This is a genomic window from Salinispora sp. CH2A1_6, from assembly GCF_056820975.1.
The window spans coordinates 36,595-48,189 of sequence record NZ_JBXEDG010000016.1 but is presented as its reverse complement, the minus strand read 5'-3'; the positions used below and the strand labels follow the sequence as shown (position 1 = coordinate 48,189).

General features: G+C 70.5%; 12 protein-coding genes. 1 reads left to right on the top strand and 11 read right to left on the bottom strand.

Translation table 11 applies throughout. From position 1 onward, the window contains the following. Positions 1 to 6 precede the first annotated feature (6 nt). Positions 7 to 1,107, bottom strand: a complete 1,101-nt coding sequence (gene cds1, locus AC1UKG_RS21115) for an L-cysteine desulfhydrase Cds1 (protein WP_018741137.1) — start codon at positions 1,105 to 1,107, stop codon at positions 7 to 9. Between the two features lie 177 nt (positions 1,108 to 1,284). Beyond that, a complete protein-coding gene (locus AC1UKG_RS21110) occupies positions 1,285 to 1,743 on the bottom strand; it encodes an Lrp/AsnC family transcriptional regulator (RefSeq protein WP_018743798.1) in 459 nt (152 codons plus the stop codon). Positions 1,744 to 2,013: 270 nt separating this feature from the next. Here AC1UKG_RS21110 and AC1UKG_RS21105 point away from each other — a divergent pair, with 270 nt between their 5' ends. Then, positions 2,014 to 2,286, top strand: a complete 273-nt coding sequence (locus AC1UKG_RS21105) for a BldC family transcriptional regulator (protein WP_018743797.1) — start codon at positions 2,014 to 2,016, stop codon at positions 2,284 to 2,286. 53 nt (positions 2,287 to 2,339) lie between these two features. Here AC1UKG_RS21105 and AC1UKG_RS21100 read toward each other — a convergent pair whose 3' ends face one another. The 9 genes from AC1UKG_RS21100 to hemL form a co-directional block, all read right to left on the bottom strand. Beyond that, positions 2,340 to 2,969, bottom strand: a complete 630-nt coding sequence (locus tag AC1UKG_RS21100) for a UbiX family flavin prenyltransferase (RefSeq protein ID WP_018743796.1) — start codon at positions 2,967 to 2,969, stop codon at positions 2,340 to 2,342. 54 nt (positions 2,970 to 3,023) lie between these two features. After that, positions 3,024 to 3,974: a menaquinone biosynthesis prenyltransferase MqnP gene (gene mqnP, locus AC1UKG_RS21095; protein WP_482643139.1), complete on the bottom strand. Its 951-nt coding sequence runs from the start codon at positions 3,972 to 3,974 to the stop codon at positions 3,024 to 3,026. Beyond that, on the bottom strand, positions 3,974 to 5,434 hold the full coding sequence (locus tag AC1UKG_RS21090) for a menaquinone biosynthesis decarboxylase (RefSeq protein WP_018743794.1): 1,461 nt from the start codon (positions 5,432 to 5,434) through the stop codon (positions 3,974 to 3,976). Before AC1UKG_RS21090 ends, mqnP begins: the two co-directional genes overlap by 1 nt. A gap of 84 nt (positions 5,435 to 5,518) precedes the next feature. After that, positions 5,519 to 6,496, bottom strand: coding sequence for a c-type cytochrome biogenesis protein CcsB (ccsB, locus tag AC1UKG_RS21085; RefSeq protein ID WP_018743793.1), 978 nt, complete (start codon positions 6,494 to 6,496; stop codon positions 5,519 to 5,521). Beyond that, positions 6,496 to 8,133 carry a cytochrome c biogenesis protein ResB gene (gene resB, locus AC1UKG_RS21080; protein ID WP_018743792.1) on the bottom strand — a complete coding sequence of 546 codons (1,638 nt, stop codon included), beginning with the start codon at positions 8,131 to 8,133 and terminating at the stop codon, positions 6,496 to 6,498. Before resB ends, ccsB begins: the two co-directional genes overlap by 1 nt. Then, entirely contained in the window at positions 8,133 to 8,990 is an 858-nt protein-coding gene (locus tag AC1UKG_RS21075; protein ID WP_482643140.1) for a cytochrome c biogenesis CcdA family protein, read from the bottom strand. The genes resB and AC1UKG_RS21075 overlap by 1 nt, the downstream gene beginning before the upstream one ends. Further along, entirely contained in the window at positions 8,990 to 9,565 is a 576-nt protein-coding gene (locus AC1UKG_RS21070) for a TlpA disulfide reductase family protein (RefSeq protein ID WP_026323446.1), read from the bottom strand. Before AC1UKG_RS21070 ends, AC1UKG_RS21075 begins: the two co-directional genes overlap by 1 nt. Continuing rightward, positions 9,565 to 10,218 carry a histidine phosphatase family protein gene (locus AC1UKG_RS21065; protein ID WP_018731195.1) on the bottom strand — a complete coding sequence of 218 codons (654 nt, stop codon included), beginning with the start codon at positions 10,216 to 10,218 and terminating at the stop codon, positions 9,565 to 9,567. The genes AC1UKG_RS21070 and AC1UKG_RS21065 overlap by 1 nt, the downstream gene beginning before the upstream one ends. Then, positions 10,218 to 11,555 (bottom strand): glutamate-1-semialdehyde 2,1-aminomutase, encoded by a 1,338-nt coding sequence (hemL, locus tag AC1UKG_RS21060; RefSeq protein WP_018743790.1) that lies wholly within the window; start codon positions 11,553 to 11,555, stop codon positions 10,218 to 10,220. The genes AC1UKG_RS21065 and hemL overlap by 1 nt, the downstream gene beginning before the upstream one ends. Positions 11,556 to 11,595: the final 40 nt, after the last annotated feature.

Here is an 11,595-nt window from a genome sequence, read left to right as displayed (position 1 = left end):
TGCCCCTCAGGCCGGCCAGGCGCCGGTGGCCAGAAAGCGCTCGATGGTCGCCAGATGCGGGGCGAGATCGAGCCCCTGGGCGGCCACCCAGTCGTCGGCGTAGTAGGTGTCGGCGTAGCGGTCCCCGGCGTCGCAGATCAGGGTGGCCACCGAGCCGGTCTTCCCCTCCGCGAGCAGGCCGGCGATCAGGCCGAAGGCACCCCAGAGGTTGGTGCCGGTCGAGCCACCGACCCGACGGCCGAGCACTGCGGAGCCGGCCCGCATCGCGGCCAACGAGGCGGCGTCGGGCACCTGCACCATCCGGTCCACCACCGATGGCAGGAAGGAAGCCTCCACCGTCGGTCGCCCGATGCCCTCGATTCGCGAGCCACGGCCAGTGCACACCGACCAGTCGGAGGTCTGCCACGCCGGATAGAACGCTGAATTCTCCGGGTCCACCACGCAGAGCTTCGTGGGCAGCCGGCGGAAGCGCGTGTACCGGCCGATGGTGGCGCTGGTGCCGCCGGTGCCGGCCCCGACCACGACCCACGCCGGCACCGGGTGCCGCTCCAACGCCAGCTGCGAAAAGATCGACTCGGCGATGTTGTTGTTGCCCCGCCAGTCGGTGGCCCGCTCGGCGTACGTGAACTGGTCCATGAAGTGGCCGCCCGTGTCCTCGGCCAGCCACCGTGCTTCGATGACCACCTTGGCCGGGTCGTCCACCAGGTGACAGCGCCCCTCCTGGAACTCGATCTTCGCGATCTTCTCCGGCGAGGTGGACGCCGGCATCACCGCGATAAACGGCAGCCCCAGCATCCGGGCGAAGTACGCCTCGGAGACCGCCGTCGATCCCGAGGAGGCCTCCACGATCGTGGTGCCGGGGCCAATCCACCCGTTGCAGAGTCCATAGAGGAACAGGGAGCGGGCCAGCCGGTGCTTCAGGGAGCCGGTGGGATGCACCGACTCGTCCTTGAGGTAGAGGTCGATTCCCCACTGCCGAGGCAGGGGGAACGGCAACAGATGGGTGTCGGCGGACCGGTTGGCGTCCGCCTCGACGGCGGCAATCGCCTCGGTCACCCACCCCCGGATCGCCTCGTCACACCGGTCCAGATGAGTCACGCCCAGCAACCTAGCAAAGCCGGGCCGGCGCGGCCTGATCCCGGCCCACGCGCAGTGACCGAACTCCACAAGGCGGTAGACCGGACCCCGAGGGCCGGATCAGCCCGGACCCGTGCACCGGATGGACCCGGTCGCCCCGGGCCGGCGGAGCGCCAGCCGGGCCAGGCCGCCGGAGAGCCAGCCAGGTCAGGCCGGCGGCATACCGACGGGCTGAGGGCGGTTCTCCCACTTGGTCGACAGGGCGATCCCGGTACGGGTAGAGGCGACACCGGGAGTACGGTTCAACCGTACGATCAGCGCCTCCAGCTCCCCGATGGTGCCGACCCTCGCCTTGAGCAGGAACGACTCCACGCCGGCCATGAAGTAGCAGGACTCGATCTCCGGGATGGCGCGGAACGACTCCAGCACGTCGTCGGTGTCCGCGGCGGACTCCTCAATGATCTCGATCAGGGCGGTCACGCCCAGCCCAATGCTCTCCGGCTCGACCTCGGCTCGGTACGCACGGATAACTCCGCTGGACTCCAGCTTGCCGACCCGCTCATGCACTGCCGGTGCCGAGAGGCCCACCTGGCGGGCAAGCTCGGCGTACGAGAGGCGGGCGTTGCCCCGCAGCAGTTCGATGAGGTTCAGGTCGATCGCGTCCACGGACTGTAGACCCTAGTAGCACTGACCCGCCCTCGGGTGTCCGGTCCCGATGGTCGACCCCGCACCCTGCCATTGTTGACGAACCAACCGCAACAGGGCACAGCTGCGGGTACCATTGCCTAACCTCCTGATCAGTGCTTTTCTCGCGTTTGGCGGACACGACCGGTCGCCGGTGCTGTAATTGCCATACGTCCCTCATGACGGCTCTGGGCTCGCACCGCCGGGGGCAGTGTGTTCAGCCGGGGGCTTCGTCGATGCGAGGAGGGGGCTGTGGACACTGGAGATCGCCTGCTGACACCGGGTGAGGTTGCCGCGCTGTTTCGGGTTGATCCGAAGACTGTGACCAGGTGGGCGGCGGCCGGCCGGATAGGCAGTATCCGGACTCCGGGCGGGCATCGCCGATTTCGGGAATCCGAAGTTCGGGCCCTGCTCGAGGGCGAGGGAATGTTGGACGAGGCGGAGGAGGCAGAGCGACCGAACAACACTGGTCCCGCCGCCCCGACCGGCCCTGGACCGGGTCCGGCCAACGCCGGGATGTACTGAGGTGGTGGCCATCGGGTGATCGCCGGCCGCCGCGCCGCGCCGCAACGGCCAGCTCAGGAGCGCCCCGCTCCCAACTCACCCGCCCAGCGGCGAGCGAGCGTATGCGGCACGCCCAGGGCGTCCAGCACCTTCCCAGCGACGAAGTCGACCAGCTGGGCGGCGGAGGCCGCCGCTCCCGCCCCGTAGAAACCGGGGCTGGCGGGGAGCACCACCGCGCCAGCGTCGTGCAACGCGACCAGATGCTCCAGGTGGCTCCGGGTCACCGGCGTCTCCCGGGGCACCACGACCACCGGGCGGCGCTCCTTGAGGTTGACCTCGGCGGCGCGTTGCAACAGGTCCTTGGAGAGCCCGATGGAGATCCCGGCACAGGCTGCCGTACTCGCCGGGACGACCGCCATCCCACGCACCCGGTAGGAGCCGCTACTCGGCCCGGCGGCGAGATCGCCGGCCGGCCAGTGCCGGAGGTCTGCTCCGCTCAGGTCGTGCCCCAGCCAGGCGGCGAGATCCTCCGCCCAGTGCCCGTCCCGAAACGACCGCCCGGTCTCGTCCAGGATGGTCAGCCGGGCCGCCCGGGACACGATTAGATCAACGGCTTCGCCCGCGTCGAGCAACCCCCGCAGGACAGCAGCCGCGTACGGCGTGCCGGAGGCTCCGGAGACACCGACCACCCATGGTTCACGCATGCTCCCAGCCTGCCTGGTCGCCCTCGACCACCCACGGGCACCCCCGGTCCGGGGTCAGGGCCGCAGCCCGAGGCGTACCACCAGGTCAAGCAGGGCGAAGCCGAAGAGTGCGATGCCGACGAAGCCGTTCGCGGTGAAGAAGGCCCGGTTGACCCGGCTCAGGTCGGTCGGGCTCACCACCACATGTTGGTAGGCGAAGGCCAGCGCGGTCAGCGCCAGCCCGATCCACCACAGCCAGCCGAAGCCGACCAGGGCGCCGAACCAGACGAAGAGCGCGAAGGTCACCACGTGCGCGACGGTGGAGGCGTGCAGCGCGAACCGCAGCCCGTACCGGGCCGGAACGCTGTGCACGCCGATCTCCCGGTCCACCTCGGCGTCCTGACAGGCATAGATCAGGTCGAACCCGCCGATCCACAGCCCGACCGCCACACCGAGCAGCCACGCCGGCCCGGAGCCGGCGAAGGTGCCGGTCACCGCGAGCCACGCACCGACCGGGCCGACCGCCTGCGCCACCGCCAGGACCACGTGCGGCCAGTTGGTGAACCGCTTCGCGTACGGGTAGCCGACCAGCGGTATGACCGCGAGCGGCGCCAGCACCAGGCAGAGGGGGTTGAGCAGCGCGGCGGCGACCAGGAAGACGGCCAGGGCGATGCCCGCGCCGGCCCACGCCGTACGCAGGCTGACCGTCCCGGTCACCAGTTCCCGGCTGGCGGTGCGCGGGTTCAGCGCGTCGATCCGCCGGTCCAGGATCCGGTTGGCGGCCATCGCGAACGTCCGCGCCCCGACCATCGCCACGGTGATCAGTAACAGGTCGAGCCAGCGCACCTGACCGCCGCTGACCTGCATCGCGGTCAAGGCGGAGAGGTAGGCGAAGGGCAGCGCGAAGACGGAGTGCTCGATCGCCACGAGGTCGAGGAACGCCCGGATCCGCCCGCGCGGGTCCGCGTTGGCGGACGCGGCGCGGGCCGAGACGGCGAGGTCCCGCGGATCGGAGGAGCCGGACATCAGATGCCGTACTCCTTCCAGCGCTTGTCGACCAGCGACACCACCTCGGGGGACATGGTCATCTCCTCGGGCCAGCCCCGGGTGTAGCCCTCGCTGGGCAGCTTGCGGGTGGCGTCGACGCCGGCCTTGCCGCCCCAGAACTGCTGGTACGAGGCGTGGTCCAGGTGGTCCACCGGCCCCTCGGTGAGCAGCAGGTCCCGGGCGTAGTCCACGTTGCCGAAGGCCCGGAACGCGACCTCGTTGTAGTCGTGCACGTCGCAGTCCTCGTCCACGATCACGATCAGCTTGGTCATCGACATCAGGTGCGCGCCCCAGATCGCGTTCATCACCTTCTGCGCGTGCTTCGGGTAGCGCTTCCGGATCGACACGATCGCGCAGTTGTGGAAGACCCCGGCGGCCGGTAGGTCGTAGTCGACGATGTCCGGGATGAGCAGCTTGAGCAGCGGCTGGAAGATCCGCTCGGTGGCCTTACCCAGGCCGTGGTCCTCCTGCGGCGGCTTCGAGGTGACGATCGAGTGGTAGACCGGGTTGCGCTGCATGGTCATCGTCTCGATGTGCAGGACCGGGAACGGCTCGACCGGCGTGTAGTAGCCGGTGTGATCCCCGAACGGCCCCTCGGGCAGCCGCTCACCGGGCTCCAGGTAGCCCTCGAGCACCACCTGGGCGTGCGCCGGCACCTGGAGTGGCACGGTCAGGCAGTCGACCATCTCGACCCGCTCCCCCCGCAGGAAGCCCGCGAACAGGTACTCGTCGATGTCGCCGGGAAGCGGGGCGCTCGCGGCGTACGAGATCACCGGGTCACAGCCGATGGCGATGGCGACCGGCAGCCGCTGGCCGAGCCGCTCGGCGACCGCGTGGTGGGCGGTGGAGTCCTTGTGGATCTGCCAGTGCATGCCCAGCGTGTTCCGGCTGTGCTGCTGCAGCCGGTAGAGACCGAGGTTGCGCGCGCCGGTCTCAGGGTGCTTGGTGTGGGTCAACCCGTAGTTGTGGAAGACCCCGCCGTCACCGGGCCACACCTGCAGGCCGGGCAGCCGGTTCAGATCAACGTCGTCGCCCCGGTACACCACCTGCTGGCAGGGGGCCGTCTTCACCTTGCGCGGCGGCACCGACTTGAGCTGCATGACCTTGCCGAGGCCCTCCCGGATGCCGCTCCAGCCGACCGGCAGCTCCGGTCGCACCAGCGCACCGATCCGCGCCCCGATCTCGTCCAGCGACTCGACGCCGAGCGCCATCGCCATCCGCTTCTCGGTGCCGAACAGGTTGATCGCCACCGGCATCTCGCCCCGGGTCGGCTGCGCGAACACCAGCGCCGGGCCCCCGGCGCGGACCGTCCGGCTAACGATCTCGCTCAACTCCAGCGACGGATCGACCGGAACCTCCACCCGCCGTAGCTCACCCGCGCGCTCCAGCGCCGCGAGGAAGTCCTTCAGATCGGAGTACGGAAAGCCACGAGCCGCCATACCGGCAAGTCTCCCCCACCGCCCGGCCCACCACCCCAGCCGGGGTACGGCAACGGGGCCTCGCGCACGTCACCGCTGACGAGATCAGTCGAGGCCGCCGTAGGAGTGCAGCCCCTCGAAGAAGAGGTTCACCCCGAAGAGGTTCATCATCACGGTGAGGAAACCCAGTATCGCGAGCCAGGTGGCCACGTTCCGTTTGACACTCGGGGTGGCCCGGGCGTGTAGGTAGCTGGCGTACACCACCCAGGAGATGAACGCCCAGATCTCCTTCGGGTCCCAGCCCCACGCACGACCCCACGCCGCTTCGGCCCAGATCGCGCCGGCGATCACCGCGAAGGTGAAGATCGGAAACGAGAACGCGTGCAGCGCGAAGGTCAGCCGCTCCAGGGCCGCCGCAGCCGGCAGGCGCTTCGCCAACAGGTAGGGGAAGCTGCGCCGGCCCTGCTCGTAGCCGGCCCGCATCAGGAAGGCGCACGCCGGGACCACGCCGAGCAGGAAGATGCCGGAGCTGAAGACGATCGTGGCGACGTGGATGATGAACCAGTACGAGTTGAGCGCCGGCACCAACGGCACGATCGGGGTGTAGAGCAGCAACTCGGCGGTGGCCACCAGGAGCACCATCACCAGCGTCAGGAACAGCCCGAGCCGGCGCAGCGTGGGACGCTTCCAGAGCACGACGAACCAACTGGCGACCCCGATGAAGGAGACCGTCAGGACGAACTCGTACATGTTGCCCCAGGGCATCCGGTCGGCCGCGACCCCGCGGGCGATCAGCGCACCGAGGTGTAGCAGGGCGGCCAGCACGGTCACCGCGACCGCGCCCAGACCAGCCATCCGGGCGCGGGCAGCGGTCCGCTGGGCGGCGGTGGCAGCAGCGTCGGTCGGCTCCGGCCCGGAACCCGTACCGCCGGCCGCCCCGACCCCGGCGCCGACCAGCTCGCGGGCGGGCGGGCCGACACGGACGCGGGCGTTGCCCAGCGCGTACTCGACGGCGTGCACGACCATCGCCACCAGGTAGGCCAGGATCGAGAAGGTCACCAGCTGGTCGGAGAGTACGGACATCACTCGGCTCCTACTCGCGCTCCGGCCGGCCCGTCAGGATCGGCCCGCCGCCCGGCTCCGCTGACCGCCGCCACGAGCCGGGTGAACTCGTCGGCGAAGCCGGGATGGTCAACGCGCGGCAGACCACCGGCGTCAACCAAACTACTACCGGGCGTCGAAGATTCACCTGCGGGGTCAGCCGGGCGCACCCGAAAAAAGACCCGCCGGCGGCGGCCGAAGAGCGAACCCATCAGGCCCAGCAGCAGCGTGCCGGAGCTGACCAGCAGCAGCGCCGAGCCGGGGTCGTAGCGCACGGACAGCACGATGTACGGCTCGGTGCCCAGGAACTCCAGCGTGGTGCCGTCGTCCAGGGTCCAGACCTCACCAACCTGGAGGAGCTTGGTGCCGATCTCCTTGACCCGGCCAGCGTCGACCTGCCGCTGATCCAGCTCGTACACCGAGCCGGGGATACCGGCATCCAGGCCTAGATTGCCCCGGTACGCGACGAGATTAAGCATCGGATTGCGCTCGGTCGGGAACTCGGACCGAACGAACGGGCCCTCCTGCGGGGCGGTGGGCAGGTACAGGCCGGTGAAGGCCAGCTGGAGCTCCGGGTCCCGCTCACCGGTCTCCGGGTCCACGTTCGCGTCCGGGAAGGCTGCCAGCCCCTCCCCGGTCAAGCCGATGTCCCCGGTGCTGAGGAAGGGATTCGGGCTGCTCTGACTCCGCCCGAACCGATCGGTGTAGCGAACCACCGGGGCGTACCCGTGGCCGAGCAGGTAGACGTTCGCCCCGTCCAGCCGCAGCGGGGAGTTCACCGAGAACTCCGCCGGGCGGGGGGCGCCGCCGTTCTCGTCCACGGTCACCTTCGCGTTGAAGAACTCCGGCTGGCCGTTGGACTCGAGGAACCTCGCCTCGAAGTCATCCAGCTGCAAGCAGAACCGGGGCAGATCGGCGCTGCCCACCCGGGGACCGAACGATGTCTCGGCGTACTGCTGCTGAGTGTTACAGAAGGCGTTGTCCGCGCCGGCAACCAGGACCCGGTTACCACTCCAGCCGTACCAGGAGCCGATGGCCACGCCGATGAGCACCACCACCATTGAGGCGTGGAAGAGCAGGTTGCCGGTCTCCTTCAGGTAGCCCTTCTCGGCGGATACCTCGTCGCCGCGTACCTCCACCCGCCAGCGGTGCCGACGCAGCACGGCGGCGATCTCCGGCGCGCCACCGGCCGGGGCCGCGAACACGGTGTGCTGGGGCAACCGGTCCAGCCGCTTCGGTGCCGCCGGGGGCCTGGACCGCAGGGCGCGGACGTGGTCACGCAGCCGGGGCGTGATGCAACCGACCAGCGAGGTGAAGAGCAACAGATAGATGGCGGAGAACCAGACCGAGCTGAACGCGTCGAAGGCACCGAGCCGGTCCAGCACCGGCGCCAGATCGGGGTACGCGACGAAGTAGTCCCGGACATCCTCGGGGTTGACGCCGCGCTGTGGCAGAACCGACCCGGGAATCGCGGCGATCGCCAGCAGGAAGAGCAGCACCAGCGCCGTACGCATGCTGGTGAGCTGCCGCCACGAGTTGCGTAGCAGCGCCAGTACCGGGTTGGGGCGGCGCCGGGGGGTCTCGGCCGGTGGCGCCGGCCGGTCGTCGGTGACCGTCATCAGATGCTTACCTGGCCCGTCCCGAAGGTGGTCTGCAGCAGGGTGACGAAGCTGGTCCAGCCACCGGTGACAAGCGCGAGGCCGATCAGGATCAGCAACCCACCACCGATCCGGGTGACCCACCGGCTGTTGCGACGCACCGTCTGGAAGACCCCGAGCAGGCGGTTGAACCCCAGCCCGAAGACGATAAACGGTATCCCCAGCCCGAGGCAGTACGCCACGGCCAGCACGACCGCCCGGTTGGTCTGCCCCTCGACGAGGGCCATGCCCATCACCGCGCCGAGGGTCGGACCGGTGCAGGGCAGCCAGCTGAGCGCGAAGACCGCGCCGAGCACGGGCGCGCCGAGCAGCCCGGCAGCCGGCAGCCGTTGGATGCGCAGCTCGCGCTGCAGCCCCGGGACCACGCCGAGGTAACCCAGTCCGAGCAGCACCACCACGCCGCCGATGACGATCTCCAGCGTCCGCTCGTAGGCGAAGAAGACCTGGCCGACTGTGGTGACCAGGACCGCGGTGGCGGTGAAGACGGCCGTGAAACCGGCGATGAACAGCAGCGTGCCGGCGAGCACCCGGCCCTTGACGGCCGCGGTCACGACGCGGGCGGTCCGCTCCCGCACCGCGACGGCCCCGGCGGCGGCACCCGGGGCTCCCCCGGCCACCGGCGGCGCGCCTCGGGAGTCTTTGCCCGCTCCCCGGCCTTCCAGGTCGGCGCCGGCCAGGCCGGTCACGTAGGAGAGGTAGCCGGGCATCAGCGGCAGGACGCACGGCGACAGGAAGCTGACCAGCCCGGCCAGCGCCGCCGTACCGATGGCGAGCAGCAGGGGACCCGACTGCGCGATCTCCCGGAACGTCTCGCCCATCAGTGGTCGCCGGTCGAGGCGGGCGACTCCGCGGCGACCCGCTCGACGATCGGTTGGAGCCCCTCCTGCTTGACGGCGGCCCGGATCACCGCCGCGATCCGTCCGTCCCGGTCCAGCACGACCGTCGCCGGGATGGTGTTCGGCGGGATCTCCAGCTCCAACGCCAGTCGGCTGCCGGGATCGAAGATGCTCGGATAGGTGACCCGGCCCTCCTCGAAGGCGATCGCCTTGTCCCGGCTGTCCTGCACGTTGATGCCGAGGAAGGTCACCCCCGAGCTCTTGGTGGCCTGGTAGGTGGCCTCCAGGTCATCGGCTTCCGCCCGGCAGGGCGCGCACCACGAGCCCCAGAAATTGACCACCACGACCTGCCCACGGTCCTGCGCCACGTCGTAGCTGCCCCCGTCGAGCAGCTCGCCGGCGAGCTCGGGCGCGGCGGAACGCTGATCGGGGGCACACTCGATCACACCGTCGGCGTTGGTGTCGCAGGCCTTCCCCCAGTCCGGGGTGGCGCAGGCGCCGAGCGCCACCGCGACCATGATGGCGAGCAGGCTGGCAGACCACCTCCGGACAGTCATCAGGCCCCCTTGGCCGTCCGAGCCGTCGGCGAGCTCGCGATCAGGTGGGCGGCTGGCTCGCTGTAGCCGATCCCGACCACCTTCGACCCCTCGAAGTGAAAGGTGGTGAGACTGGCCAGCCCGCACTGCCGCTTACGCGGGTCGTGCCAGAGGCGCTTACGCTCGACAAACCGACGCAGCGTCCAGATCGGCAGCTGGTGGGAGACGAGCACCGCCTCCCGCCCCTGCGCAGCCTCCCGGGCGGCCTGCAGGGCGGCGAACATCCGCTCCGCGATGGCGCGGTACGCCTCGCCCCAGGAGGGGGTGACCGGGTCCCGCAACACCCACCAGTTGCGCGGGTCGCGGAACGAACCATCACCCGGCGAGACCTTCTTGCCCTCGAACCAGTTGGCGCTCTCGATCAACCGCTCGTCCACCCCGATCGGGAGCCCGAACTGCGCGGCGATCGGCTCGGCGGTCTGCTGGGCACGCTCCAGCGGACTGGCGACGACGTGCACCACCTCCCGCTCGGCGAGGCCCTGCGCGGCGGCCTTCGCCATCTGCACGCCCAGCTCCGACAGGCGGAAGCCCGGCAGCCGCCCGTACAGAATGCCCTCCGGGTTGTGCACCTCACCGTGCCGCAGCACGTGGACCACAGTCTTACTCACCGTCACTACCCCCCGTGACCTGCCGCGGCTGCCGCTGCCGCCGCCGCTGGCAGCGCCGCGGCGATCTGCTCCAGGGCGGCATCGTCGATCGCCGCCGAGACGAACCACGACTCGAAGGCGCTCGGCGGCAGGTAGACGCCGGCCGCCAGCATCGCGTGGAAGAACGCCCTGAACGCGGGCACCTGCTGGGCGCTCGCGGAGGCGTAGTCGAAGACGTCGGCGTCGGTGAAGAAGACGGAGAACATGTTGCCGGCGGAGGACAGCCGGTGCGGCACTCCTTCGGCGGCGAGCGCCTCGCTGGCGAGCCGGCCCACGACGGCGGCCGTCTCGTCCAGCCGACGGTAGAGGGCGTCGTCGGCGAGCCGCAGCGTGGCGAGCCCGGCAGCGCAGGCGAGCGGGTTACCGGAGAGGGTGCCGGCCTGGTAGACCGGACCGGCCGGAGCCAGCTGGGACATGATCTCCGCTCGCCCGCCGAAGGCGGCGGCGGGCAGGCCGCCCCCCATGACCTTGCCGTAGGTCCAGAGGTCGGCGGCGCAGGGATCGAGGCCGTGCCACCCGGCGCGGGAGACCCGGAAGCCGGTCATGACCTCGTCCACGATCAGCAGCGCACCGTTGGCATGGGCGAGGGCGGCGAGTCGCTGGTTGAAGTTGTCGCGGGGCGCGACCACGCCCATGTTGCCGGCGGCGGACTCAGTGATCACCGCGGCGATCTGCGGGCCCTCGGCGGCGAAGACCGCCTCGACGGCGGCGAGGTCGTTGTACGGCAGCACAATAGTGTCCCCGGCCGCCGCGCCGGTCACGCCCGGCGAATCGGGCAGGCCGAGCGTGGCGACGCCGGAACCGGCGGCGGCGAGCAACGCGTCCGAATGACCGTGGTAGCAGCCCGCGAACTTGATGATCCGGCTACGACCGGTGTAGCCCCGGGCCAGCCGGATCGCCGACATGGTCGCCTCGGTCCCCGAGTTGACCAGCCGTACCTGCTCGACGGGCGCGCGGTTGACGATCTCCGCGGCCAGCTCCACCTCACCCGGGGTGGGGGCGCCGAAGCTGGTGCCGAGCGCGGCGGCGGAGCGAAGGGCCTCCACCACCGCGGGATGGGCATGTCCAAGGATCATGGGGCCCCACGAGCAGACCAGGTCGACGTAGCGCCGCCCGTCGGCGTCGTAGAGCCACGGCCCCTCCCCCCGGACGATGAAGCGCGGGGTGCCGCCGACGGCACGGAACGCGCGGACAGGGGAGTTCACCCCGCCGGGCACAAGGGCGCAGGCGCGGTCGAACAGGGCCTCGGAGGCCGGCGCGGCGGCCGGGTAGCGGCCGGGTCCGGCAGGGAAAACGTCGGTCACGATGCCGCCATTGTGTCAGCGTCGGCAGGCAGACCGGCAG

Bases quoted from the DNA above. Each gene is read 5' to 3' on its own strand.
- resB (WP_018743792.1), bottom strand. From the start codon at position 8,133: ATGACGGTCACCGACGACCGGCCGGCGCCACCGGCCGAGACCCCCCGG.
- ccsB (WP_018743793.1), bottom strand. From the start codon at position 6,496: ATGTCCGTACTCTCCGACCAGCTGGTGACCTTCTCGATCCTGGCCTAC.
- AC1UKG_RS21075 (WP_482643140.1), bottom strand. From the start codon at position 8,990: ATGGGCGAGACGTTCCGGGAGATCGCGCAGTCGGGTCCCCTGCTGCTC.
- AC1UKG_RS21070 (WP_026323446.1), bottom strand. From the start codon at position 9,565: ATGACTGTCCGGAGGTGGTCTGCCAGCCTGCTCGCCATCATGGTCGCG.
- AC1UKG_RS21090 (WP_018743794.1), bottom strand. From the start codon at position 5,434: ATGGCGGCTCGTGGCTTTCCGTACTCCGATCTGAAGGACTTCCTCGCG.
- AC1UKG_RS21100 (WP_018743796.1), bottom strand. From the start codon at position 2,969: ATGCGTGAACCATGGGTGGTCGGTGTCTCCGGAGCCTCCGGCACGCCG.
- mqnP (WP_482643139.1), bottom strand. From the start codon at position 3,974: ATGTCCGGCTCCTCCGATCCGCGGGACCTCGCCGTCTCGGCCCGCGCC.